This is a genomic window from Bacteroides xylanisolvens, from assembly GCF_018289135.1.
In the GTDB taxonomy this organism is placed as follows: Bacteria; Bacteroidota; Bacteroidia; order Bacteroidales; family Bacteroidaceae; genus Bacteroides; species Bacteroides xylanisolvens.
Window position 1 is genome coordinate 3,495,212 of record NZ_CP072216.1, and the last position, 26,726, is coordinate 3,521,937.

General features: G+C 40.8%; 24 protein-coding genes. 13 read left to right on the top strand and 11 right to left on the bottom strand.

Annotated features, from left to right (window positions below; all coding sequences use genetic code 11):
- The first annotated feature begins 139 nt into the window (after positions 1 to 139).
- On the top strand, positions 140 to 1,009 hold the full coding sequence (locus INE92_RS14935) for an urea transporter (protein WP_008650018.1): 870 nt from the start codon (positions 140 to 142) through the stop codon (positions 1,007 to 1,009).
- 464 nt (positions 1,010 to 1,473) lie between these two features.
- On the opposite strand, the gene INE92_RS14940 is transcribed toward INE92_RS14935, so the two are convergent.
- Together INE92_RS14940 and INE92_RS14945 are read right to left on the bottom strand one after the other, a co-directional pair.
- Complete coding sequence (locus tag INE92_RS14940) at positions 1,474 to 1,878, bottom strand: helix-turn-helix domain-containing protein (protein WP_004299170.1); 405 nt, start codon at positions 1,876 to 1,878, stop codon at positions 1,474 to 1,476.
- 15 nt (positions 1,879 to 1,893) lie between these two features.
- Complete coding sequence (locus tag INE92_RS14945; RefSeq protein ID WP_004306458.1) at positions 1,894 to 2,310, bottom strand: helix-turn-helix domain-containing protein; 417 nt, start codon at positions 2,308 to 2,310, stop codon at positions 1,894 to 1,896.
- 541 nt (positions 2,311 to 2,851) lie between these two features.
- On the opposite strand from INE92_RS14945, the gene INE92_RS14950 reads away from it, so the two are divergent.
- The 3 genes from INE92_RS14950 (at position 2,852) to INE92_RS14960 (ending at position 8,522) form a co-directional block, all read left to right on the top strand.
- A complete protein-coding gene (locus INE92_RS14950; RefSeq protein ID WP_211421176.1) occupies positions 2,852 to 5,938 on the top strand; it encodes a SusC/RagA family TonB-linked outer membrane protein in 3,087 nt (1,028 codons plus the stop codon).
- A 15-nt stretch (positions 5,939 to 5,953) separates the two neighbouring features.
- Positions 5,954 to 7,792, top strand: coding sequence for a RagB/SusD family nutrient uptake outer membrane protein (locus INE92_RS14955; RefSeq protein ID WP_004315230.1), 1,839 nt, complete (start codon positions 5,954 to 5,956; stop codon positions 7,790 to 7,792).
- A 244-nt stretch (positions 7,793 to 8,036) separates the two neighbouring features.
- Positions 8,037 to 8,522 (top strand): flavodoxin domain-containing protein, encoded by a 486-nt coding sequence (locus INE92_RS14960; protein ID WP_117684730.1) that lies wholly within the window; start codon positions 8,037 to 8,039, stop codon positions 8,520 to 8,522.
- Positions 8,523 to 8,612: 90 nt separating this feature from the next.
- Here the strand turns inward: INE92_RS14960 and INE92_RS14965 are convergent, their stop codons facing one another.
- Positions 8,613 to 9,125, bottom strand: coding sequence for a GNAT family N-acetyltransferase (locus INE92_RS14965; protein WP_074705883.1), 513 nt, complete (start codon positions 9,123 to 9,125; stop codon positions 8,613 to 8,615).
- A 334-nt stretch (positions 9,126 to 9,459) separates the two neighbouring features.
- Between INE92_RS14965 and INE92_RS14970 the strand changes: the two genes are divergently transcribed.
- Positions 9,460 to 9,825 carry a DUF6463 family protein gene (locus INE92_RS14970; protein ID WP_004309084.1) on the top strand — a complete coding sequence of 122 codons (366 nt, stop codon included), beginning with the start codon at positions 9,460 to 9,462 and terminating at the stop codon, positions 9,823 to 9,825.
- A 54-nt stretch (positions 9,826 to 9,879) separates the two neighbouring features.
- Here the strand turns inward: INE92_RS14970 and INE92_RS14975 are convergent, their stop codons facing one another.
- The 4 genes from INE92_RS14975 to INE92_RS14990 all read right to left on the bottom strand — a co-directional run bounded on the left by INE92_RS14975 (position 9,880) and on the right by INE92_RS14990 (position 14,451).
- On the bottom strand, positions 9,880 to 10,458 hold the full coding sequence (locus INE92_RS14975) for a DJ-1/PfpI family protein (RefSeq protein ID WP_008777386.1): 579 nt from the start codon (positions 10,456 to 10,458) through the stop codon (positions 9,880 to 9,882).
- An 82-nt stretch (positions 10,459 to 10,540) separates the two neighbouring features.
- Positions 10,541 to 11,395: a methylated-DNA--[protein]-cysteine S-methyltransferase gene (locus tag INE92_RS14980; protein WP_211421177.1), complete on the bottom strand. Its 855-nt coding sequence runs from the start codon at positions 11,393 to 11,395 to the stop codon at positions 10,541 to 10,543.
- Positions 11,392 to 11,922 carry a methylated-DNA--[protein]-cysteine S-methyltransferase gene (locus INE92_RS14985; protein WP_211421178.1) on the bottom strand — a complete coding sequence of 177 codons (531 nt, stop codon included), beginning with the start codon at positions 11,920 to 11,922 and terminating at the stop codon, positions 11,392 to 11,394. The genes INE92_RS14980 and INE92_RS14985 overlap by 4 nt, the downstream gene beginning before the upstream one ends.
- 435 nt (positions 11,923 to 12,357) lie before the next feature.
- Complete coding sequence (locus INE92_RS14990; protein ID WP_004315231.1) at positions 12,358 to 14,451, bottom strand: BT4734/BF3469 family protein; 2,094 nt, start codon at positions 14,449 to 14,451, stop codon at positions 12,358 to 12,360.
- A gap of 347 nt (positions 14,452 to 14,798) precedes the next feature.
- Here INE92_RS14990 and INE92_RS14995 point away from each other — a divergent pair, with 347 nt between their 5' ends.
- Positions 14,799 to 15,449 (top strand): HU family DNA-binding protein, encoded by a 651-nt coding sequence (locus INE92_RS14995; RefSeq protein ID WP_004306439.1) that lies wholly within the window; start codon positions 14,799 to 14,801, stop codon positions 15,447 to 15,449.
- Positions 15,450 to 15,662: 213 nt separating this feature from the next.
- On the opposite strand, the gene INE92_RS15000 is transcribed toward INE92_RS14995, so the two are convergent.
- The 3 genes from INE92_RS15000 to INE92_RS15010 form a co-directional block, all read right to left on the bottom strand.
- Positions 15,663 to 16,742 carry a linear amide C-N hydrolase gene (locus INE92_RS15000; RefSeq protein ID WP_004299162.1) on the bottom strand — a complete coding sequence of 360 codons (1,080 nt, stop codon included), beginning with the start codon at positions 16,740 to 16,742 and terminating at the stop codon, positions 15,663 to 15,665.
- Between the two features lie 168 nt (positions 16,743 to 16,910).
- The gene (locus tag INE92_RS15005) at positions 16,911 to 18,623 is read right to left on the bottom strand and encodes a GAF domain-containing sensor histidine kinase (protein ID WP_211421179.1); all 1,713 of its coding nucleotides are present in this window, start codon (positions 18,621 to 18,623) and stop codon (positions 16,911 to 16,913) included.
- A 299-nt stretch (positions 18,624 to 18,922) separates the two neighbouring features.
- Positions 18,923 to 19,243, bottom strand: coding sequence for a DMT family transporter (locus INE92_RS15010; RefSeq protein ID WP_004309079.1), 321 nt, complete (start codon positions 19,241 to 19,243; stop codon positions 18,923 to 18,925).
- 153 nt (positions 19,244 to 19,396) lie between these two features.
- Here INE92_RS15010 and INE92_RS15015 point away from each other — a divergent pair, with 153 nt between their 5' ends.
- From INE92_RS15015 to INE92_RS15035, 5 genes are all read left to right on the top strand, one after another.
- Positions 19,397 to 19,969 carry a Crp/Fnr family transcriptional regulator gene (locus INE92_RS15015; RefSeq protein WP_211421180.1) on the top strand — a complete coding sequence of 191 codons (573 nt, stop codon included), beginning with the start codon at positions 19,397 to 19,399 and terminating at the stop codon, positions 19,967 to 19,969.
- A 74-nt stretch (positions 19,970 to 20,043) separates the two neighbouring features.
- Positions 20,044 to 20,409, top strand: coding sequence for an MmcQ/YjbR family DNA-binding protein (locus tag INE92_RS15020; protein ID WP_004306433.1), 366 nt, complete (start codon positions 20,044 to 20,046; stop codon positions 20,407 to 20,409).
- Positions 20,410 to 20,668: 259 nt separating this feature from the next.
- On the top strand, positions 20,669 to 22,801 hold the full coding sequence (locus INE92_RS15025; protein ID WP_118220015.1) for a cation:proton antiporter: 2,133 nt from the start codon (positions 20,669 to 20,671) through the stop codon (positions 22,799 to 22,801).
- Between the two features lie 103 nt (positions 22,802 to 22,904).
- Entirely contained in the window at positions 22,905 to 23,381 is a 477-nt protein-coding gene (locus INE92_RS15030) for a DinB family protein (protein WP_004299152.1), read from the top strand.
- Positions 23,382 to 23,435: 54 nt separating this feature from the next.
- Complete coding sequence (locus INE92_RS15035) at positions 23,436 to 24,281, top strand: 23S rRNA (adenine(2030)-N(6))-methyltransferase RlmJ (protein WP_211421181.1); 846 nt, start codon at positions 23,436 to 23,438, stop codon at positions 24,279 to 24,281.
- 73 nt (positions 24,282 to 24,354) lie between these two features.
- On the opposite strand, the gene INE92_RS15040 is transcribed toward INE92_RS15035, so the two are convergent.
- Positions 24,355 to 24,975: a hypothetical protein gene (locus tag INE92_RS15040; RefSeq protein WP_004306429.1), complete on the bottom strand. Its 621-nt coding sequence runs from the start codon at positions 24,973 to 24,975 to the stop codon at positions 24,355 to 24,357.
- 198 nt (positions 24,976 to 25,173) lie between these two features.
- Here INE92_RS15040 and INE92_RS15045 point away from each other — a divergent pair, with 198 nt between their 5' ends.
- Both INE92_RS15045 and INE92_RS15050 read left to right on the top strand, forming a co-directional pair.
- Positions 25,174 to 25,590 (top strand): DUF3788 domain-containing protein, encoded by a 417-nt coding sequence (locus INE92_RS15045; RefSeq protein WP_087318402.1) that lies wholly within the window; start codon positions 25,174 to 25,176, stop codon positions 25,588 to 25,590.
- Positions 25,587 to 26,717 (top strand): GyrI-like domain-containing protein, encoded by a 1,131-nt coding sequence (locus INE92_RS15050; RefSeq protein WP_211421182.1) that lies wholly within the window; start codon positions 25,587 to 25,589, stop codon positions 26,715 to 26,717. The genes INE92_RS15045 and INE92_RS15050 overlap by 4 nt, the downstream gene beginning before the upstream one ends.
- Positions 26,718 to 26,726: the final 9 nt, after the last annotated feature.

The following is a 26,726-nucleotide window of genomic DNA, read 5'->3' on the forward strand; positions in this document are numbered from 1 at the left end:
GCACAATAATTAGTGAATTGACCGTACATGATAATTCCACATCTCTTTACACTTTTCTAATTCTCCATCTCTTGATATTGCTATTTTCAATAGAAGGTTGTACTTTTGTCATCATTTTATCAGTCAATCTTTTATACAAATGGTCTTTATACACAATTTATTACTTATTCTGGGACGTGGAATAGGACAAGTGATGTTTCAGAATAATGCGTTATCCGGATTATTCATGCTAATTGGAATATTTCTAAACTCATGGCAAATGGGAATACTAGCAGTCTGCGGTAATATAATAAGTACACTGACAGCCCATTTTTCGGGATATAAGTATGATGATATTAAAAATGGATTATACGGATTTAATGGAACTTTAGTAGGTATAGCAGTTGGCGTATTTCTACAATTATCGGTAGGAAGTTTAATCATGTTGATTATCGCTTCGGCCCTTTCCACATGGATTGCCTATTTTTTTAATCAGCAACGTTTAATTCCTGGCTTTACTGCTCCTTTCATTCTTGCTGTATGGGGAATGTTGGGAGTTTGCAGCTGGCTTATACCAGATTTACTATCAGTTTCCTATACGGTTATTGATACCACACAGAATATTAATTATTTCCAAGCCTTCTGCTTAGGTATAGGGCAAGTCATGTTTCAGGGAAATACAATTCTATCCGGATTATGTTTCCTTATAGGCATTTTGATTAATTCTCGAAAGGCAAGTCTCTATACTATCTTGGGAGCACTTCTTCCTATTCCCCTAGCCATTTTACTTGAAGTGGATGCTACAGACTTAAATGCCGGATTAATGGGCTATAATGGGGTATTATGTGCAATAGCTTTAGGAGGAACGGGCTGGAAAAGTGGCGTATGGGCAGGATGCTCTGTCTTACTGTCCACCGTATTACAGATTCTAGGAATGAGTTTGGGTATCACTACCTTAACCGCTCCCTTTGTTATATCTGTATGGATCATACTAATGATACAAAAAGTAATAAGAACGCAGAATAACTAAATTAGTCTTCAAATAAAAGTTTGTGATATTTTTTTTCAAAGAAAAAGATAAAAGATATCATCTTGTCACCCGAAATATTTGCTTTTGTATTATGAATACTACACCATAATGCAGTAAACTTAAAAATAGCATCCAAACTCCTTGAATTAAAAAGAGTTTGGATACCTCAACATTTACAGTAAAAAATATTATTTATAAAGTCTCAATCAGATCTTAGTTATGCTTACAACATAAAGGTGATAACTACCCATATAAACAACAGACAGAAGTGTATCACATAATTATGATAACATCATCTCATATCTTTTCACCCACAATCAGCAACAGTTTTTCATTTTCCCCTCTTAAAAACTTTATTTCTTCTTTCAACCAATCTATTTCCTTGTTTTTTGAGGAAATCAATTCAGCTATCATTGTATCAGGAATATAACTACTACTGATAAAATTCAATATCTTGGAGATATTTATTTCTTCTCTTTTTTTAAAGTTTCAAATTGTTCCTTTTGTTTATCCAACAGCTTTTCGAAAATCTCAATTACCTGTTCAACAGGGAAACTATTAAAGGTCTGATTATTACCTGTATTACTGACAGCACTTTTAACACCGCAATTCTCGTAGAAGTTATTCGTATTATACAAGATTGTCTCTTCATTAAAATTCTTCAGGCCATCTACAGTAACGCCTAATGCTGAAGCAATCTCGCCTAATCGTTCATCGTCAAACTTCTCTGTTTGTTCTATTTTCGAAACAGCCTGTTTCGTTATACCTAACAAATCACCGAGTTCCGCTTGAGTCATTCCCCGAAGCCGACGCACCCGTTCAATTTTTCTTCCCAGATGAATTGTATTTGTGTACTTTTCCGTTTCCATATTCCAGTCTGTTGATTATTTTCCCTGCTTTATGCACTCTCTTAGAATCTCTATTTTCTCTTGTTCACTTTTCAACAAGCGTTCATACAGTTCAACCACCTTTTCAATAGGATTAATCTGTTGGTTATGAGCATAAACAGTAGCAATTGCTCCCGGAGAAATGGTAGCATCTTTATAATTATTAATATTACAAATGGCTTTTTCAACATCAAAATCCTTGATGACATCAGTAGATATTCCCAAGACTTCAGCTATTTTTGTCAACAGTCCGTCTTCTATTTCATCTTGTTTCTCTATTTTCGAGATCTCCTGCTGACTAACACCCAGATCAGAAGCCAACGCTTCCTGTTTCATACCCAGATACACACGGATTCTTTGCAGATTGCGACCGACATGCCTTTGATTCACCTTGTCTTTTACTTTAATATCCATATCATTGTTGCTTTAGTAAATACATTGAGACAAAGATAATGAAAATAAAATTCGCAACTACATATCGCCCTTTGAAAAAGACAGCTTTCTATCTGTTTCTCTTTTAAATATAACCTAATTAGATCTATTTTATCCCAGTCTTTATCATTTTATCTACTTCTAAAACTTTACTACCGTAAAGTTTACGACGGGTAAAGGTTTAATCAACAACAATATTACCTTATAAAATCAAATATACAACAGGTAGTAAGAAACAACTCTGTCCTGATAAAAGTCAACTTTATTTTTTTCAATCCCCAGTTCTATATGCATAATTTTGCCCTGTCAGTTTTTTTACTGACATGAATCGTGGCGCCACATTCAAAACAGTAACAGAATAATGTTCAATTGGCATTGACATTCTGAACAATCATCATTTAACCAATAAAATCTAATAGCCTATGGGGTAAGTAAAGTCATTACAATCGAAACATAGCTTTAAATCATCCTGAAATTTAGCTATCCAAAAACAAATTAGTAAACATACAATTAAACAAAAAGCATGAAATCATTTTCTGATAAAACAAACATAGGGGAGAATAATCCCCTAAAGACTGTTTATAGAATGAATTTTTACCTATTATTCCTATTAATAGGTTCATTATCGATACTTGGATCAACACGGGCTTATTGCCAACAGAGTAGAACGATCTCGGGTATAGTGAAAAACTCTCAAGGAGAGACGATTATCGGAGCGAATATCGTTGAAAAAGGTACCAGCAACGGGACGATTACGAATGTAGACGGACTGTTCACACTGCGCGTAGCGCCCAATGCAGTATTAAAGGTATCTTATATGGGATACACGGAGCAGGAAGTCAATACACGCAACAAGAACAAGCTGGAAATCATACTGACGGAAGATGCCAGACTGATTGATGAAGTAGTGGTGGTAGGATACGGATCGGTCAAAAAACGGGATTTGACGGGGGCGGTAACCTCCGTCAAAAGTGCAGAAGTACTGGCCGCTCCTACCAATAATGTGATGGAAGCCCTTCAAGGCAAGATACCCGGAATGGATATCACCAAGACTTCGGGACAGGTAGGAGGTGATGTCACTATCCTGTTACGTGGTTCACGATCTATTTATGGCAGCAACGAACCGTTGTTTATTATCGATGGAATCCCCGGCAGTTATAGCCAGGTCAGCCCGTCGGACATCGAGAGTGTAGATGTGTTGAAAGATGCTTCTTCCACCGCCATTTATGGTTCCGCAGGAGCAAACGGCGTTGTAATCATCACCACCAAAAGAGGAAAAGAGGGAAAAGCGACCGTAAACTTCGATGCTTATTACGGATTCAGCGGTTCACCCAACTACAGACATGGGATGACGCGGGATGAATGGGTCACCTACCAGCAAGAAGCCTATAAATATAAAAATGGTGACTATCCTACCGATATGTCCGCCCTACTGGGGAAACAGGATTTTATAGATGCATACAACGACGGCAAATGGATAGACTGGATAGATGAAGTGTCGGGCAACACGGCTACCACACAGAAATACAGTCTTTCGGTCAGCAGTGGCACTGAAAAGACAAAATTATTTGCTTCGACTTCCTACAACCGGGAGGAAGGTTTACTTAATAACGAAAATCTGAACAGATATTCGTTACGCCTCAATCTGGATCAGCAGATATTTTCATGGGCAAAGGTGGGCTTTACCTCCAATTTAGTCTACCGGGACTTGAACTCCGGCGTAAAAAACACATTCACCAAATCTCTCTCCGCCATCCCGTTGGGTGATGCTTATACCGAAAAAGGGGAGATCAATCACGAATACATCACAGGACAATATTCCCCGATGAGTGATTTTATAGAGAACCAGTATGTAGACAACACACGTTCTACCTACCTGAATATGAGCGGCTATGTCGAACTAACTCCTGTCAAAGACCTGACTTTTACCAGTCGTGTCAATGGTACGTTGAATCACTCACGCCGCGGGCAATACTGGGGAGAGAAGTGCAATGCCAACCGTCCGTCTTATGCAGGTTCACCGCATGCTTCCATCACCAACAACAATGCCTGGAATTACACTTGGGAGAATATTCTCGCATACAACACAACCATCGCCAAAGACCATAATCTGGGAGGTTCACTGATTACTTCCTGGAATAAGAACCAGTCGGAAAGTAGCATGGCTGCCGCCAGCGGTCAAATGGTAGATCAATGGTCTTTCTGGCGACTGACATCGGGCACTTCCCAACATGTAGAATCCGACTTCGCACAGACGCAGAAAATGTCTTTTGCCTTCCGTCTGAACTATTCATACAAGGGTAAATACCTATTTAACTTCTCGACCCGTTGGGACGGTGTTTCACAATTCTCCACCGGACATAAATGGGATGCTTTCCCCGCAGGCGCACTGGCGTGGAGAATATCGGACGAAGCATTTATGGAAAAGACACGTAGTTGGCTGGACAACCTGACATTGAGAGTGAGCTACGGCATCACGGGTAACTCGGGAGGAACCACCGCATACAGCACCACAACACAAGCATACGTATATACTGCTTCGGGAATTTCCATTAATGGGAAGATCGTTCCTTTCACGCAATACGCTGATAATTACGGTAGTTCCGACCTCGGATGGGAGAAATCATACAACTGGAATGTGGGGTTGGATTTCGGCATCCTGAACGGTCGCATCGACGGATCGGTAGAATGGTTCAAGACAACCACCAAAGGATTATTATTCAAACGTACATTGCCCATCACCAGCGGTCTGACCGGATGGGGATCGCCTCTGGCTATCTGGCAGAACATCGCCCAGACCAGTAACCAAGGTGTGGAAGCAACGATCACTTCGCACAACATACGGCATAAAAATTTCACATGGAACACCACTTTATCCGTCACCTGGAACAAGGAACAAATAGACGATCTGCCTGACGGTGATCTGATCGCCGAAAATCTGTTTGTCGGTGAACCGATTAAAGCTATTTACGGATATAAATATGCCGGAATTTGGGGAACCGATACTCCGCAGGAAACATTGGATGCCTACGGCGTAAAACCCGGCTTCATCAAGATAGAAACCTTAGACCAGAAAGGTGATGGAGGTGTGCATAAATACAGTACGGAAGACCGGCAAATTCTAGGACATTCCAATCCGGACTGGATCATCGGATTCAGCAATTCCTTCACCTACAAGAATTTTGATTTATCCGTCTTTGCCATGGCACGTTACGGACAGACAATCAACAGTGACCTGCTCGGTTATTATACCGCCGAACAGAGCGTAACCAAGAATCAACTGGCAGGCGTAGACTACTGGACAGAGGATAATCAAGGAGCCTATTTCCCCCGTCCCGGAACGGGAGACGAACAAAAAACCGTATATCCTTCATTAAGAGTGCGCGACGGCTCCTTCATTAAGATTAAGAATATCACGCTGGGATATACACTACCCGTCAATATTTCCCGCAAAGTTTTAATGGAGAAATGCCGTATTTATGCCACAGCCTACAATCCGTTCATCTTTGTAAAAGATAAGCAGTTGAAAGATACTGATCCCGAAACCAACGGTTCGGATGCATTTCCTACCTACCGGCAATTTGTTTTTGGCGTTAATTTGACATTCTAACAAAAGATTATAATCATGAAAAGGATATATATAAAATTCATATTTTGCAGTGTGCTGTTCTCGGCCTTATCTCTACATTCCTGCACCTTGGAGGAATACAACCCGGGCGCATTTACCAAAGAGGCTTTGGCTACTTCCATAGATGGATATGAAACCCTGATTAACCAGTGTTATTTTGCTATGGAAAGGTTTTACTACGGTTCTGCGGACTGGATGTCACTGACTGAAGGCGACACCGATCTTTGGACGTATAAAGCCAACGAATCAACAAGTTACACACAGTGGTTCTGGTTTTTCGCAGGAACATCACCCAATACGACTTACACCAATAATTGGTGGAACGGGACATACGACGGTGTGGGAGCCTGTAACGAAGCTATCGCATTAGGAGACAAACCTCCCTACACCACGGAAGAGGAGCGGAATGCCAAGATTGCGGAAGCCCGTTTTCTTAGAGCTGTCTATTATTTCAATGCAGTGGAACAATTCGGAGCAGTGACGATGCTCACAGAACCGATAACAGCGGAAACACTGACTTACTCCCCCACCCGTACCGATCCGATGACTATCTATCAGGAAGTAATCCTGCCCGATTTAAGATTCGCATCCGAATGGTTACCAACAGGTACACATGCAACTACTACCACCCCGACAAAGAAAGCCGCTCTCGGTTTTCTGGCTAAAGCCTGCTTGCAGACGTACGAATATGGAAGCACCGAATATTTGCAGGAAGCTCTGGATACAGCCAAGAAATTGATTACCGATTGCGAAACCGGCGGTGGGAAATACAATACGTATATGTATCCATCGTATAGCGAAGTGTTTAAAGAGAGCAATAACTGGGAAAACAAGGAAGCTCTCTGGAAACATCGCTGGTATGCAGGAGCAGACGGTCACGGATCAAGCAACGGAAATTACAAGCTAAATCGCAACGATGAGTATTTCTTATGCAATATCAATAAGTTCGGTGCTCGTGAAGATAATCAGGAAACACGTCTTACTTGGGAAGGCTCAATTACCGGTATCTTTATGCCCACACAGCATTTATTGAGTTTATATGTACAGAAAGACGGAACATTGGACCCCAGATTTCATGAATCGTTCACTACAGAGTGGAACGCGAACAAGAATTACACGTGGGATGAAAGTGCCGTCCACATGTATGACAAGGAAGAAACCGTCATTGGCAAAGCTCTGAATAAAGGTGATTTAGCCATTAAATTCATCATGCCGCAGGACATCGATTATGCGACAGAGAAACAAAAAGAACACATTTCTGATTATTTGCTAATTGATTATCATCATGTATATAGTGATGACAATAATAATGTGAACATGAATTATGCTTATACAAACGTCACTGGCAATTACAAAAATGACGGCACAAATGAGAACCAATTCCGCTACTATTATCCATCACTGAATAAGCATAACAGCAGCAATTATTATGTAGCCAATGCTTCCAAACAGAGAAACGGTAATCTGAATGCAACGTTTATCATGCGCATGGCAGAAGTTTATTTGATTGCGGCAGAAGCTGATATTTACCTGAATGGTGGTGCGAATGCAGCCGGTTATATCAACAAGGTTCGTGAACGTGCCGGAGCAAATCCGCTTACAGGGAGTATTACAGTACGAGATATCTTAGACGAAAGAGGCCGTGAACTTTGCGGAGAATATTGCCGCTTCTACGACTTGAAACGGACAGGAATGTTTAAGAACTCGGAGTATCTGGAGAATACTCATCCGGACTTAGCACAATTCTTTCACCCGAATTATGCATTACGTCCCATTTCAACTACATTTACTGCAACAATCACCAATGGCAGCGAGTATCAAAATCCGGGATATTAAGTAGGAATTTCAATATGTACAGGTATTATGGAATCAATCTTGGCACCTGTACATTAATTATATATTAAGAAATGCTCCCTATCTCGTTTTGAGATGGGGAACATACTTTTCAAATATGAGAAAAACAAGATATAGATTAATTATATCGAAAACTGTTTGCTAGTCAGAATAAAGTCTCTACCTTTACAGAGGATAACCATGCCACTTATTAACGGCTATTTTAAACCGCTTATGCCTGTTGAAAATGAAAACAGCTATCATATATTATTCAAAACATGGAACTACCGAGCGAGTAACACACCTTATCGGAGAAAAGTTGACTAATAAAGTTGACTACATCTCATTAAAGGAGTGTCCGAGACCTGATATCCGAACTTACGATCGAATAATTCTTGGAACAGCTATTTATGCGGGCTCTCCAAACCGAAAAGTTACTCAATTCTGTCACAATAACCAACCGTTATTAGAGCAAAAAGTAATAGGGTTGTTCATCTGTTGTATGAACGAAGAACAAGAAGCGGAAGAAATGAACAAGGCTTTCCCGGAGTTCTTACAGAGATTATCGATTCCCAAAGCCATTTTAGGTGGTGAGTTTCAGTTTGACAAAATGAATTTCATCGAAAGGTTTTTAACGAAGAAAATAGCGAAAGTAAACTCTTCTGTTTCGAAGCTGAGATATGATGCCATAAATGAGTTTACAAGTCAGATAAAAGATAATCATTTATGGTAACTTCTTGAGTTATCTATTGAGCAACTTTGTATTCAAATAATAAATAGAATGGCCGTATAAGAAAACTTCTTTCAAAAGAAGTTTTCTTATCTATTTAAGACAATACCTATAATCGCAATCTTTTACTTTTACGAATCCATTACTTAACAATGTTCTTATGGATAAAACATTAGCCTCATCAGGGTCAGCCAATATCTCTTTCCCTCCTATTTCGGCAATTTCCCCGATCAGCTTCTTTACAATAATCTTCCCGATGCCCTTACCCAAATATTCCTCTTCGCCTATGAGATAACCTATTTCAAAGACTGTCTCTTTCTCATCGACAGTTTTTCCGTAATGTTCCGGTATATATTCTTTTTCAAAATAACAATCCAAGTATAAACAAAAGCCAATGGCTTTATCATTATAATAAACAATGAAATGTTTCATATAATGATATTGGGTATTTCTATTATTTACCTCATCCAACCAAGCCATTTTATGTTCTTCTCCGTCAGGGCAGAACCATTTATAAATATATTCTTTAGCCAACCATTTACTGAAAATGCCTACATCTTTATCACGCAAAGGCTTTATTGTGATCTTATCATTCTTAATATCCATACTTTTTTGTGGTGAAACGCCAGCCTCTTTTATAAACTCCATAAATCCAACTATCTGAAATACAAAGATATAATTTTCAATACAATAAAGAAGAACTAAAGGATATTTATAAAGCAACTCATGTCCACAGATATCACAACAAGAAAACGAATGAGCAAGTATAAAGAATCTAAAACAAACACAAATGTCGAAATCATACGTTGGGAATCGTACATGATTACTTATATTTGCGTTATCGAGCAACTTATTAAGAACCGGATGATATGTTAAAACGGATTAAATTTCAAATTCTGTAGAAGTGTACATCCCAATAAAATACTAAAAAGGCAAGAACATGAAACTTTGGAAATATAGTGGAACACTTTTAACAGCAACAGGAGTCATTCATACCATTTATGCGTTATTTCTTGGAAAAGAAGCTTTTACGGAAATGCTTAACAATGGATTAATAGACTCTATTGGAGAAAATCATAACCTGGGCTTTGCTTTCTGGTTCCTAATCTGCGGAATAATACTTATTCTTTGGGGAGAGACACTTCAATACTATATCAGAAAAGAACAAAAACCGGCACCTTTATTTTTAGGTTACTTCATTCTACTGTTCACCATAATCGGTTGCATAGTCGAACCAATATCCGGTTTCTGGCTTTTCTTACCGCAAGCACTTATTATTATTTATTCAAACATGAAAAAGCAGTGAGAAGCATCATCCATAGCGAACTCAAAACCGAGTGCAGTGCTTAAATGCAACTTATTAAAATCCCATAGCATCTTTCACTAAAACCATTTCTTTATGAGAGGTCAACTTCTCTAATAAAAGCAATGCAACCCCGTATGATGTTTGAGGACAATAAGAAGTTATGATATTATCATCCACCACGATGGGAGAATTTACGATAGTTGCTCCAAATCCCTGAAGCACTTTCTGTTTATGAGCACCTCTAAGATGATAAGTTGTTGCTTTCCGACCGTTCAACACTCCACTTTTCCCAACAGGCAAAGCTCCCACGCAGACTGTTGCGATCCATTTCTTTTGTGAGTCAAACAGTCGTATCAATTCCAGAAGTTGTTCATTATATGCCTCCTCATAGAATCCGAATTCTTCAAATCCGCCGGGTATCGCAAGCGCGTCATATCCATCTGCAGACACTTCATCCATGACTTTATCCACCAAAACAGGAACATTGAAAGAACTAATCACTTTTTGATTCAAACCACAGGTCACAACATCTATTTTACAATCAAAATCCGTCTTTGCCCATCCCATAACATCTATAAAAGCACTAAACTCAATCGTTTCAAACCCTTTAGCAAGGAATACCAATAATTTCATAATCAAATTAGTTATATATTAATAATATAAGAAACAGCATTGCCCTAAAAAAAACATGAGCTAAAATCACCTTCATTCTTCCCTATAATCCCCTCTTTACCTCACCTTTTGCAGCCTCCCAACCAATCATTGCAGTCTTGCGAATCTCTCCCCAATGGTAATTTCCCAACTCACCGGAAGCACGAATGACCCGATGACACGGAATAAGGAAAGCTACGGGATTCTCACCGACAGCCGTTCCAACAGCCCGGCAAGCTCTCGGATTATTGATTCCTACGGCTATATCTCCGTAAGTAGTCAAGCCACCGACAGGAATTTTCCGTAAGGTTTCCCATACCTTTAGTTGAAAGTCAGTACCTTTCAGATGCAATTTTATTTCTTTGAGTTTACTCCAGTCCTGCGTGAAGATAAATAAAGCATTTTGCTGCACTTCATCCACAATCGAGGTAAACTTTGCATTAGGAAACTTCTTCCGTAAAGAGTTAAAAGCCGCGTCATGATCGTCTGCAAACTCCATACAACAAATACCTTTATCGGTAGACGCAATGAAGATTTCACCGAAAGGACTTTTGGCAAAACTATAATTGATAGAAAGACTTTCACCTCCGTTTTTATATTCGCCCGGCGTCATCCCTTCTATATTTACAAACAAGTCATACAATCTGCCCGTACCGGAAAGCCCTGTTTCCTGTGCCGCATCGAATAAAGACGCATGAGTTTCATTCAAGATTCTCTTGGCATATTCAATACTAGTATATTGCAAGAACTTCTTAGGGCTAATTCCCGCCCACTCCGTAAACATACGTTGGAAATGCGCTGTACTCAACGCCACCTCCCCGGCAATCTCATCCAATCCAGGTTGCCTTTTAAAATTCTCCCTTATATACCCGATTGCCTGCGCAATACGTGCATAGTCAAGCGTTTTTTGCTCATTCATAACAGAGGTTTGCCATTTAATTCCAAATCCAGCAACCGCTTTTTGGCAGGCAATCCGCCTCCATACCCAACAAGCGTGCGGTTACTACCGATGACACGATGGCACGGAGCAAAAATAGAAATAGCGTTCGCCCCATTAGCGGCAGCAACAGCACGGACAGCTTTCGGCAAATCGAGTTGTTTTGCCAGCTCACCGTATGACACAGTCGAACCGTATGGAATCTCCAACAACTTATACCATACACTCTTCTGAAACTCCGTACCAACAAAAAGCAAAGGCACCTCAAACACAGTCCGCTCGCCATTGAAATATTCATCTAACTGGCTCATCGCCTCCAGTATCACATCTGATGTACTTTTCTCATAACCAGCTTTCAGCACTTTCCGCAATCTCCTGTCTACGATATCCCTATGACTTTCAGCCGCCCAGTCACAAAGACAAAGCTTATCCTCCAGCGAGCCAAGCATCAAATCACCACAAGGAGAATGATAACGCTGTATCTTAATCACATTCGTTTTATCTTCCATACTTCCAAAGATACGTTTATTATATTTACAGTTGAAATAACAGCTAATAATATTTTCGTTTTTACACTCGCACTCTCATTTCCAATGCCGCAAAATTACTACACGCATCACTGATAAACGACCCGAAAATTGCTGTTTTTACGTAGAAAAGACAATCCCCCTCCCACTCCTCCATACAATCAATCGTTCTCAATATACTTTATCACCCGGCAAGGACTGCCGACCGCCACACAATTCTTTACCATCCGATTCAATATCCAATTATTTTTTATACATGATTTACTCTCACACCCTCACACTTTCCCTGCATCCCCCTATTCATCATCCTTTCAGTGATGAGGGTAAGAGTGAGGGTAGGTGAGGGTAACTTTTTGCCCTCACCCTGTCTCGTCCTGATTGGGTTGACAAAGCCCCCTTTCACACCACCTTTATCAATTACTTCACTTTCATCAAATGATAAAGCGTCCCTTTACGAGACTTACGACAAGGAATATTCAGTTTTTGAAGTGCACGCCCAAACTGTCCTACCTTATTAATAGCCAGTTTATCCCGTGTTTTCGTCTGTAAATAACTCAAAATCTGCATGGCAGTCAGCCATTCGCCTTCCATTTCCTCTTCTACGGGATTAAGATAGCAGTGGAACAGCTGTTCCAGCGGACTCGCCTGTTCAAACTCACGGTTAGTCTGTTTTAATATGTTTTCATCCTCATCATTCAGCCAATAACGTTCACCTTTATAAATAGCCTCCATCGCTTGAGCATAAAGCTGCTTGTAATTAATCGTAACATTCGTATTAATAGGAGCCGTCACCTCAATGCAAATAAAACGGCGGCTACCGCTAGGATCGGTAAGCAAATCTTTCTGATTGCTGGTACCGATAAAAGAAGCATAACGCCTCATTTCCCGAATCGTATTACCGTATGGTTTGCGCAGATTCGCCACAGGCTTCTGCAACAAATGCTTCAAGAACCCCTGCTGACTGACATTAATCTGATCGAACTCATCAATATTTATCAGAAAAAAACGTCCCAAATAGCGTTCCGCCTCCTGTTTACTTTTAAAATCAATACTGTCCGTATAGCCGAAACGCAACTCCGGCGGCAGAATAATACGACAGAATGTTGACTTGCGATACCCCTGCGAACCGACCAATAAAGGCGAAGTATTATTACCATGTTGCCGATCAACTCCCCTCCAATGCGCCACCATACTAAGAAACCAGCGGTAAAATAATTCCTGCCAATGCGGATTATCACAAGGCACCAGACCAGCCAATGCACGGATACGATCCTTCCCGTCCCAGCGACCTGTCTCATAAAGATATTCCTCCACAGGATTATACAAAGGAACACATTCCGAATTCAGAAAACGATCCACATCACGGTCCCACGCACTGATGCCTTCCTTCAAAGCATTGATCGCAATACTGTTGCGCACCCGTTTATCCACCGGCTTAAAGCAAAAGTGAACAGAATCGCGCTGCCGATATTCCAAATCGTCCTGCACCGTATTGTAACGGAATTCATACCGACGTTTCATAAACTCTTCCAACAGAAAAGCCGTCTCCTGCTCTTTACTGATACTGCTTTTCTTGCCGAATCCCTTACATTCCTGATAAAGATTATGCAATATCGAACGGATCACCTGCTCTTCTTCTTCGCGATAATAATGAATCATCGTCTGCCGTATCGCTTCCTCTTCGGGAAGCCCCGCTTTGAAACAATGCTCGGCAAGGCGAACCAATAAAGGCTGCAAGTCGTCCCCACGTTTCCAATCCTCCATTTCCTGAAGTGCCCTGTTCAAGGCCGCTTCATAAATCTTCGTGAATGTTTGCGCCGACTCATATCCCGGCTGCAACCGTAATAACGGATTTTTCTCTCCCAGTTTCCGCTGACGGAAAGTCTCTTCTCCCGGCATCATAAGCGGTTGTTCCAAGCAGAACGGCACCGCATCCGGATTATAATAAGGAGATTCGTCCAGCGTCATACGGCATCTCTGTGCCAAAACCGGTTCTTTCAAGTCAATATCGAAAGGCAACATCGGCTGATAACATTTCACAGCCAGCCAATAAGCATGAACATGAAATAATTCCGCCTCCGCTTCCTTGGTCGGCAATCCTCCGTCATCCGGCAAAGCGAAGCGCACCCATATCTTCACACTACGCCCGCTCGAACCACCAAAAGTAGCAAAAGTCTGTGGCAAAAGCGCCGCTTGTCGCTTCACAAATTCCACTTCCGAGCCGCTCGCCAGCCTACTCACTTCCAACTGTACCAATCCGTTATACTGCTTCATCTTCCGTTCGCCCTCTTTGGTACGGGTATATTCCACAGCAGAATAGATGTATGGCAATTTATCAATATGTTCGTATCGGGCATGCGTACCTTCCAGCAATGGTATGATTCCCCGCAAAGCCGTGATATGCCCCGCCTTTGTTTCCGTTTTCATTTTGTCGAATAATGTGCCTGCCTCACAAACGCTAAGAGTCTCTTTTCCGCTCCCGTTGTCTTGTCTGATTAAAGTAATTTTCATCCTATTTTTGTCTATTTTTTCTACAATTACATCTACCTATTTAATTCCTGTAAAGATACGCTTTTATCTTCCGGTAAACAAGCATTTTATCCGATAAATACCTGCATATTATTTGCATTTGCCTTATTATTTATGTATCTTTGCTTAGTAGTTGTCAAGGGCTCACCCGTGTGAACAAACAGGCTATCAATTGTAAATAAAAACGTCTACAGACGTAAACAGCCTTATTCACATGGGTGAGCCCTTGCAAATCATTAGAGTTTAACAAAAGAAACATTAAGCATTAATGTATTACTATCTAAGAGAATACATAACAAGAAGAGTTCATTTAAAACAAATATAGAGCTATGGCAATATTATTCGATTGGTATGAAGACCCGAAGCCTTCAAACAAACAGCAGGGAGAAAACGGAAACACCCTGCATCCGCGCATCAAATACAACGGTTCCACAGGGACCGACGTACTGCGCCGACGTATTCAAGAACGTTGTTCACTGACAGAAACAGACGTCACAGCCGTACTTGATGCGCTTTCACACATCATGGGACAGGAATTGGCGGAAGGACGCCAAGTTCATCTGGACGGCATCGGTTATTTCCATCCCTGCCTGACGACCACGGAACCTGTAACGGTAGACACAAAACGGAAAGTGACCAAAGTGAAGCTAAAGGCCATTCAGTTTCGTGCCGACCAGACATTGAAAAACGAATTCGGCGTTCTTAAAGTGAAAAACCTCAAAGGTGGACTGGATTTCACCCAACTGACGAACGAGGAAATTGACCTGCAACTGACTAAGTACTTCCGTACTCATCCATTTATGCGGAGACACGACTTCCAATATCTTTGCGGAATGGCAAGAAGTACAGCCATGCGACATATCCGACGTCTGCGCGACGAGGGTAAATTGAAAAATATGGGTGGAGCCATGCAGCCGATTTATGTGCCGGGAAGTGGATATTATGGTAATAATAAAGAAGTTAGTGTAAAAACGGAATAAGATTGGTCAACTCAAATCAGGACGAGACAGAGTGAGAGTAAAAAGTTACCCTCACCTACTCTCACCTTTACCCTCACGCCTGTAACCCCGATGAATAAATGGATTGAGCACAAAGGGTGAGGGTGTGAGGGTAAAACGTCACCAACATTTATTTGAGAGCATTCTTAATGCGAGCAACTATTATACAAGAGCACCTCCATACCGTTCCATATTTTACCGGGGAATCTTAACCATTTCAACCGGCTGCTCCTGTATCTTATCCAACGGTTGTGATTGATATTTTACCTTTGAGAAATCAATAGCTTTTAAGTCAATGCAACGTATCGAATTGTTATAAGCTGTTTTATAATAAACCTTCCGGTTCGTGAGGTCGATAGCTGAGGTCCATTGCGTAGCACTGGGAATATCCGGAATATCACCCTGTGAATGTTCTATACCAATAGGAATATCAAAATTATTAAGCAAGTGGAAACATTGCTGCACGGTATCAAAGCCTGTGGCACGTTGCGGAGCTGTCCCCCGGTAAAAGGCCGCACGCACAAACCGCGAAGGAGGCGTGGCATCACCCGGAATGCCGAGAAAACCGGAGTTGCCACCAGTAGGTTGCAACGTAATACCGCTCAATTTTTGCACGGAAGCGTCACCCGGATGAAGATTGACGTAATTGTTCAAATTTGTAAGTTGCCATTCAAAACCGGGGGCATTCGTCAATACTCCTACTTCATTCTCATAAAAATGCGGCACACCACCTACAATTTCCAACACAACCTGACGCCCCGACGGTTCACCGATACGCCAATGTACTACCGCTGTCTTTTCCAATCCTACAACACGTACAGAAGAAAGGGCTGCCTTCACCTCGTCGATAGTGGAAAACTGCGACAACAGCCACTCCGTCACTTGAAGGTCTGCCAGTGTCCGCTGGTTCTGTGCAGCATCATACGTTTTATATCCCCCATAATGAGGAAAGAAAAATAGTCCGGCCGAAAGTCCGGCCTCATTGATTCCTTCGGCAATAAATTCTTTTTGTACAACAGCCAGACCAACCACTCCATATTTTGCCGTAAACGTTAGTCCATTGACACCTGTAGGAGTGAATGACGTGAGCTGTTGGCCACGTGGAATAATCACATACTCGCTTTGCAACACACCGCGCGCCCATTCAATCGTACGGGCCTGCACATAACTGCCGTCACGGGATGTCAGCGAGATTCCCGTACAAGCTACAGCCTGAAAAGTGCTGCCACATACGGCAGCAATCCCTAGCAATAAGTTCTTTGTCATCTTCATCATTATTTATATATTTATTTGCTAAAAACTCAATACTGTATAAAGACAACAAAATATGGGTTATTTTAGTTTGCAGACACCTCTCTCAAGAAAACTATTGTTTTTTGTTCGTCCCGTACTTTGCGGAACAATATACGTAGTTTGCTTCAATATGCAATCTCTTTTTTTTGGTTAAGCACCGGGAACATACGGATGAGTGAACCAGAAGCACGACCCTTCCCCCTCACGGGATTCGACTCCAATCTTTCCGCCCATCCTATTGACCAGGCTTTGACAGATGGATAATCCCAATCCGGCACCTTGTACAAATGAGTCTAATTTTACAAAACGATTAAATATTTCATGTTTTTGTTCATCGGGAATCCCTTTGCCCGTATCCGTTACACAAAAACGCACCTGACTCTCATCTTCCAATGAATAGGAAAGTGTGATTGAGCCTTTAGTCGTAAACTTCAAGGCATTAGTCAGAAAATTAGAGAGTACTTGCATGATTCGGTTTTTATCAGCATCAATCACAATCTGCGGTGAATTTTCATCAAACCGCAGTTCGACCGCAGTGTCACGTTTTTTGTGTGAGAAGGTAGCAATCACTTCCCGGCAAAGTTGTGGTACATCCACCCGTCCCATAACAAGATCTATCATACCGGCTTCGATTTTGGAGATGTCCAGAATGTCGGAAATAAGGTTGAGCAACAGCTCATTGTTCTCCTGCACTAAAAACATATATACATGACGCAGCTCCGCCTCATCGGTTTCGGCAAGCAGACTGGAAAAACCGACGATGGCATTCAAAGGAGTACGTATTTCATGGCTCATATTGGCAAGGAATGCTGATTTGAGCCTGTCCGATTCTTCCGCTTTTTCTTTAGCTTGAATCAGCTCTAGTTCCACCTGTTTGCGGGTGGTGATATCGGTAGCCAGTTCCATGATTGCCCAACGTCCGTCGAGCCATTTTATTGCCATGCTCTGGATGGTATACCAACGTTTGGTGACCGGATTGTAGTCTTCCCAAAAATGAACGCCTGTAAACTTACGGTTGGCATCGAGCAACTTCGGCTTCGGGCAGTGTTTACACCCATTTTCCAGACCTGCATTCAACATTCTCCAACATTCCGCATTTTCCGGAACTTCTCCTGCTTCTTCCCTGAAAGGCTTATTGGCAAAAATCACTTTCAACGTATCGTAATCACTCACAAAAATATTGGCATTGATATTGTCCAATACCTTTTGCATGGTTCGCTGCGACTGTTGCAGCGATGTTTCAACTTGCCAGCGTTTAGTAGCAGTAGATACAATTTGCGATATCTGGCTCATCAGTTCCACATCTTTTTCATCCCATTGTTTGTTCCAGCAAAAGTTGAACGAAAGAAAGCCGAAATGTACTCCCAATTGTGACAGGGGAAAAACAGCAATGGCTTTTACGCCTTGCACTTCGAGCATTTGAGTAATAAAGGGATCAAGCGAATAAATATCGGACGTACAAATGATATGGTTTTCTTCCAGCATGTCGAACCAGGGTTTTCCCGCTTCAATGGTCATACTCCGCAAGTAATCGATAGCGGGTTCTATACCGTCGTTGCACCATTCGTTGGTGCAGCCATACGTAACTCCGTCGAGGTGGTTTTCCCATGTCGCCAAACGGTCGACACCAGTATAACGGCCAATTTCGGCCAGTGCCATATTCATAGCAGTAGGTATATCCGGTTCCAATTGCAAAATTTGCAGTACCTTGATAAATAATGCCTGCCGTCGGTTGGTTGCTTCGAGATTCTCCTGAATAGCGATCAAGTCTTTAGATTTCTCTTCAACCATCTGTTCGAGGCTGGTACGGTACTGTTCCAGTTCCATACCGCCCTCTTGAGGTTCAGAATCAGTGGATTTCATGTTTAATAGATAACAGTAAATAGAATTTTAGTTTAGTTTCGAATCCGGACGAGATGCGTCCCACATTCTGCAAATATATACATTTATTTTAGAAACCAAACTTTTTCCCATCAAAACGACTTCTTATAAATGCCTAATAATCGCAGAATTACGAAAGCATATATTACATAATCGACCTCGTCAATTCCAAACTTCCTCAATATTATACCGGATGGAATCTTTTCAACAATATATGACTTACACTGAAAAAGTCCTTATTACACTTTTCCATCTATTAAAACTAAATCCTATTCGTCTGATTATATCAGTTTCAACCCTACGATTGAAATAATCAGAGTCGTCATAAAAAACAAACGACCCAAAGTTGCCGGTTCATGAAAGAACAGGATACCGATCAAGACGGTTCCCACCGCTCCTATCCCCGTCCAAACAGGATATGCAGTGCCGATAGGCAATGTTTGCGCAGCCTTTGCCAGTAGGAACATGCTTAAGATTACAGAGATTACAAATCCCGCTCCCCACAAATAAAAATCGGTGCCTGTCGCTCCCTTAATCTTGCCTAGACAAAAGGTAAAACTAACCTCAAACAGTCCGGCAATAATCAATATAATCCAATTCATATCATTCTATTTTAATATTAGACTGCAAAATTAACAAGATGCCCGGAGCTTTCACTTTACATTTGATAAGAAACGACGGTGTAAGAGTATCATCAATTCTTCTTTTCCTAATATAACTTTTTGTATTTTTGCAGAATAATGATTCAATGCGATATGGATATACACGAGATTATAAACAGGATATATCGGATGCCGGAGGCTTCAGCAGATAAGGTGGTCAAACATCTGTCAAAAGTCACATATCCCAAAGGTTATCATATATTGGAGGCTGGCAAGACTGAAACGAATATCTTTTTCATCGAGAAAGGGATTGCCAGAGCTTACATTCCCGTAGACGGAAAAGAGGTAACGTTCTGGATTGGGAAAGAAGGGTCAACCATTGTCTCATTGAAAAGCTATGTAAATAATCAACAGGGGTATGAGTCAATGGAACTGATGGAAAACTCGGTGTTGTATCTATTAAAGCGCAAAGACTTACACGAATTATTCAAGGAAGATATCCATATTGCCAACTGGGGGCGCAAGTTTGCCGAATCAGAGTTCCTGCAAACAGAGGAAAGACTTATTTCTCTCTTATTCACCACCGCGTCCGAACGGTATACGAAACTGATACAAAATAATCCGGAGCTATTACAGAGAATACCATTGGAGTGTCTTGCTTCTTATCTGGGAATAACTCCGGTAAGTTTAAGCCGGATAAGGGCGAAATTGAAACGGGTACTTTGAGATAGAAACATGTTTTTCAAAAGCAAACAGAAAGTGATATATTTGTACAACGAATGAATCAAAAAAGAGAAGTCATGAATATCGAAGATTATAGAGAATATTGCCTGTCAGTCAAAGGAGCAACAGAATGTATGCCGTTTGATGAACATACTTTGGTTTTCAAGGTTATGGATAAAATGTTCACTTTTGCTACATTACGTCCTAAAAACGGAAGATTCTGGGCGGATATGAAATGTAATCCTGATAAATCAGAAGAGCTCATAGAACAATACGAAGACATTTTTTGGGGACCTTTTTCGGATAAGAAACATTGGATAACCGTTTACTTGGAAGGAGATGTTCCCGATAAACTCATAAAGGAGTTGATTAGCCACTCGGTAGAAGAAGTTATAAAGAAGTTACCCAAGAAAAAACAAGAGGAATACAAGAACATGATTTAGGATTCGAAAAATAGACATATCCGGCACTACTATTATTGCTAAAAGTAGAGCCGGATAAAATCACTATACACCCCAAAACGCACACACGGATAAAATCATCGTATATTTAAAAACGTATGTCCCAGGAACACTTGCATTCTTCATTCCGGCAATCATGAATCTGGAGAAAAAATAAATGACGAATTTTATTAACTAATGCTTTTTTAGAAGCATTTTTTTAGGTTATTTTGCGGAACAAATATCACGAACTCGTCAAATTATGGATTGGATTGGCCTTGATTTAACATTCCCTATCACCGACCCTACATGGATATTTCTCCTTGTACTCCTAATTATATTGTTTGCTCCGATATTATTGAATAAACTGCGCATCCCTCATATTATCGGTATGATCCTGGCAGGACTGGCTATTGGCGAACATGGATTTAATATCCTGGCACGAGACAGCAGCTTTCAGTTATTCGGGAAAGTCGGACTCTATTACATCATGTTCCTGGCTGGTCTGGAAATGAATATGGGAGATTTCAAAGAAACGCGAAACAAAGCATTGGTACTGGGATTACTGGCTTTTATCGTTCCTATCGGGATTGGATTCGTGGCAAATGTATCTTATCTGAAATATGGTGTAATCACCTCTGTGTTATTAGCCAGCATGTATGCTTCCCATACGCTCGTGGCCTACCCCATAGTCACCCGCTTCGGCATATCACGCCATCGTAGCGTAAGTATTGCCGTAGGAGGAACGGCCGTTACGGATACACTCACGCTGCTGGTACTGGCTGTTATAGGCGGATTGTTCAAAGGAGAAACCGGAGGGTTGTTTTGGATTTGGCTGGTGGTAAAAGTAATCTTTCTAGGGGCACTAATTATTTATTTCTTTCCGCGCATCGGTCGTTGGTTCTTTCACCGGTACAATGACAACGTGATGCAATTTATTTTCGTGCTTGCGATGGTCTTTTTAGGAGCAGGGTTGATGGAGCTTGTTGGTATGGAAGGTATCTTGGGAGCTTTCCTCGCAGGATTGGTACTTAACCGGCTCATCCCCCACGTCTCTCCATTGATGGATCATTTAGAGTTCGTTGGTAATGCACTTTTTATTCCTTATTTCCTTATCGGAGTGGGAATGTTAATCAACTTACGTGTTATTTTCGGAGAGGGGGATGCCTTAAAAGTTGCCGCCGTGATGATAACCATGGCGCTGACAGGCAAATGGATTGCTTGCTGGCTCACTCAAAAGATATATAAGATGTCTGTTCTTGAACGAAATCTGATGTATGGTTTGAGTAATGCACAGGCGGCAGCCACATTGGCGGCTGTATTAGTTGGATACAACATTATTCTGCCCACCGGCGAACGTTTATTGAATGATGATGTACTGAACGGAACAGTCTTGCTTATCCTGGTTACTTGCGTAGTGAGTTCACTGATTACCGAACGGGCAGCCAGAAAAATGGCGATGGATGATTCACAACCTGAAAATGAATCGTCGAAAGAAACAGAGAAGATTTTAATATCCATAGCCAACCCGGACACTATCGAGGACATGGTAAATCTTTCTCTAGTCATACGTGACCCCAAATTGAAAGACAATCTCCTGGCATTAAATGTTATCAACGACGATAATAACTCTGATAATCTACGAATTCGAAGCAAACATTATCTGGAAAAAGCCGAAATGACAGCAACGGAAGCAAATGTACCACTCAAAAAGGTCACCCGGTATGATTTGAATATAGCTTCCGGTATTATCCATTCAGTCAAGGAGAATGAGATTACGAGTATTATCACCGGCCTGCACCGCAAGAAAAACATCACAGATTCATACTTTGGAATACTTGCCGAACACTTATTGAACGGATTAAACTGTGAAATAATTATCTCTAAATTTCTGATACCGGTCCATACAATCAAACGGATTGTCGTTGCCGTCCCTCCTAAAGCCGAATATGAATCCGGTTTTCCTCATTGGATGGAGCACTTTTGTCGCATGGGGAGCACTCTTGGATGCCGCGTACACTTCTTTGCCAATGAAAAGACTACCATCCGCCTACAAGCGTGGATAAAGAAAAGGCATAAACAGACGCTTACCGATTTCTCTCTCTTAGAAGACTGGAATGACCTGCTGGTATTGACAGGACAGGTAAGTTACGATCATTTATTGGTTATTATCAGTGCACGACCAGGAACTCTTTCGTATGACAGTTCTTTTGAGAAGTTACCGAGACAGCTCGGGAAATATTTCTCCAACAATAGCTTTATCGTGTTGTATCCCAATCAGTCGGGAGAGCCATTGGATACGTCTTTCTTCTCTAAGCTATATACTGATACCGAAACCCGACATTACGAAAAGGTCGGTAAATGGTTTTACAGGTGGTTTAAGAAAGAGGGATAAAATTAGAATTGAAAAGTTCCGTTTAATTTATAAATATCGACACATTTATCTATATTTGTACCATTAGCAATTTTGCTATAAACACCTAAAGGAAAAGAATGGTATGTCAAACGTCGATTTTTCCAAAATAACAGAAGGAATCTATCATGTGATAGAAACTGAAGAGAAAATACTAACCGGGCTACAAAATGATACGATCACGTTGAAACGTAATAAACAAAATCGTACCATCAAACAGATTCTCGGACATTTGATTGATTCGGCATCAAACAATCACCAACGCATGGTCAGATTGCAATACAGTAAAGATTTGCTTTTCTTTCCCGATTACCGTCAGGATAATGATCTGTGGATAGCATTACAAGATTACCAAAATGAAGATTGGAACAACCTGATTCAACTATGGAAGTTTTTTAACCTGCATATCATTCAGGTTATAAAATCTGTAGACCAGACAAAACTGGATAGCTACTGGTGTGATTTTGAAGGAACAAAGGTTACGCTACAAGACATGATAGAAGGTTATCTAAGTCATTTGCACCTGCATATTCATGAAATCCATGAATTAATGAATGCCTAAAAAGGATAGCGGTTGCAGTTCTTTTATATTCTATAAATATTAAGATGTACCCACATGGCAACTTACACTCATTTCGCAAAACAACCCGATGTACTGAAACATCTGATACTCTGTGAAGTTCTTAGAAATGAAGCCCCACAAGTATATGTAGAAACCAATTCCGCATGTGCCATCTACTCCATGACGCAAACTCCGGAGCAGCAATATGGTATCTATCATTTCCTGGAGAAAGCAGATGATGACAAATCTCTAAAAGATTCCATTTATTACCAACTGGAAAACCCGGAAATGACAAAAGGAAATTATCTGGGTTCTCCTGCCCTGGCAATGAATGTATTAGAGAAGCAAGCAAAAAGGTTTGTATTCTTTGATTTAGAAAAGAGTGCGTTGGAAAATGTGGGTACCTATGCCAAACAAGTCGGATTAAGTGCATCTGTAGAGATGCATCATGCCGACTCTTCGAGAGGTACCATAGAGCTATTGCCTTCACTTCCTTCATCCTCTTTCATTCATATCGATCCTTACGAAATAGACAAGAAAGGAGATTCAGGAGTAACCTATCTCGATGTCCTGATACAGGCTACTCAACTAGGCATGAAGTGTTTATTATGGTATGGATTCATGACCGGAGATGATAAAGCATCTTTGGACAACTATATTGTATCCAGTCTGGAAAAGGCAGGTATCAAGGATTACATAGGTGTAGAGCTTACAATGAATTCAATAAGAAAAGACAGTATATTATGTAATCCGGGCATTTTGGGAAGTGGTATTTTGGCTACAAATTTATCACAAATCTCCAAAGATACCATTCTTGATTACAGTAACAAACTGGTTGATATATACAAAGATGCTAAATACAAAGATTATGATGGAAGTTTATATATTCAGCATCTTTGATATCCACTTATTAATTTAATTACCTAGAACATTACTCTACAAACAGAGCGTCAGAAAGCCGGAGCTTTTAAAATCAGTTTCCGGCCTTTTGGCTATAAATTAACTTATTTCTTTGGCTGATTGTCCACAAACCATCTATTAGCCGTACATTTTTCGTATCGTCATCTTCCACGTTCCATGCATAACCTCCTGAAGGCAGGCCACGTCTCTCCAATATTTCATTGGGCTGATTATTGGAAAAGAAAAGTTCCAGTTGCGTAGAGTCAGGACTAAACACAATAAAGGCAGAAGCATTGCTATCGTCCACCGATTCCGTGCGGATTCCTTTCTCAAACAAGCGGATACAGTCTTTTTGCACTTCACACCATACATATCCGGCAGAACCGATACAGCCATGTTCATCCCGATCACCTCCCACAATCGGAGATTGCGGATACTGAACTAATTTAGAAGCCGGCATTCCCGGTGTATATTTTCCGGTATAGAACACTTCCAGCGTATCATTCAGAAGCAAACCGTTGACTTCATCTTTATTTGCATCTATCGTACTGAACGAAAGGGTATCATTCTTATCAGTAACAATCGTTACCGTATTCATGGTTGCATCACTAACGATTCCTTTTGAGCTTGCCACTTTTGACGAGCAACCTGCCATGAGGCAGAGCGTACCTACTGCTAATAATATTGTTTTCATTTTCTTTAATTGGGGCTTTGTTTTTAAATTAATGCAAAGATAAAGGTTATACTGCCAATATTTCGCTTTTACAAAATAAATTAATTTCCGGGCAGATTGTTCACCAGCTATACACAAAATGCCTATATTGGACAACGATCTATTAGAAAATCAGCCTACCTTTGTGATATGGATAATCAAAAGTAAATACAGAATACCATGAAAGAAACTTTGCAGATTCCCACTCCCGAAACACTGGAAGCCTTGATAGGTAAGGAACTTTATGATATATGGACTTCACTTTGTCAGCTTATCGAGCAAAAGTACAATATGGAACAACTATGGAACCATGGAGGGAAAAAATGGATATACGAATATAAATATCGCAAAGGCGGAAAAACGCTGTGTGCCCTATACGCCAAAGAACAAACGATTGGCTTCATGGTCATTTTAGGTAAAGATGAGCGTGCCAAATTTGAATCTCTGCGAGAAGTATTCTCCAATGAGACTCAAAAGATATACAATGAGACGACTACTTTCCACGATGGGAAGTGGCTTATGTTCGAATTGAAAGACACTTATTTATTTAATGATATGGAGCGACTGCTATCCATCAAACGAAAACCCAACCGATGATTGAATCAGATATAAATAAAAGGTATTGTCAAAGTTGCGGGATGCCTCTCCGCTTTGATATAGAGAAATATCTGGGTACTAACTCCGACGGTTCCCGAAGTGACGAATATTGCTACTACTGCCTGAAAGATGGAAAATATATCGTCGACATTCCGATGTCGGAAATGATTAATATCTGGATAAAATACACCGATAAGTACAATGAATATGCAGATACCGCTTATTCGCCGGAGGAACTTAGACGAATACTCAACGAACGGCTCCCCAAACTGAACCGATGGAAACAGAAGTTGGAAACCAGTAATATCCATCACCAAAAGATTCAGGATATAGTCGTTTACATCAATAATCATTTATTCGATAATTTAGATGCAGATATACTTAGTACGATAAGCGGACTTTCCAAATATCACTTCAGAAGAGTGTTTCAAACCGTTGCCGGAGAAAATATTGGAAGCTACATACAACGTTTGCGCCTCGAACATATAGCACATCTGTTAGTATCCACCGACTTTACATTAAATCAGATTTCGGAGCAGACAAACTATCAGACTAAATTCAGTCTGGCAAAAGCCTTCAAAAAACATTTTGGAGTGTCAACCTCTCAATATAGGGAGAAGTATAAGCCGATGTATGACGAACAGCATGCGGTTATCACTCCTGAAATCCGGTCGATTCTGCCGATGAAAGTATTTTGTATCGAGGTGGGTGAAAAGTATAAGGATGAACTCCGATACAAATTAATATGGGACAGGCTCACCAACTATGCTAGGCAGCGCAATGAAGAAAAGTCGAATGATAAGTTTGTCAGCCTTAGTATGGACGACCCGGCCATCACCCCAATGGATAAATGTCGCTTCTATCTCGGGGTAATAATCGATAACAAAGAAAATGATTCCCAGCCGGGAGTGATGGAAGTTCCCGGTGGTCGTTATGCTGTATTCAGGCATATCGGCGACTACTCTTTATTGCATAAATTCTACCGGACTATTTATGAAGAGTGGTTCCCGGAAAGTAAATATCGTCCTCAAAGCACCTTTAGCTTTGAAATGTATATGAACCGCCCTGCCTCCACCCTTAAAACAGAACTAATTACCGACATCTATATTCCGGTCATCAAGAAATAATTAATTATC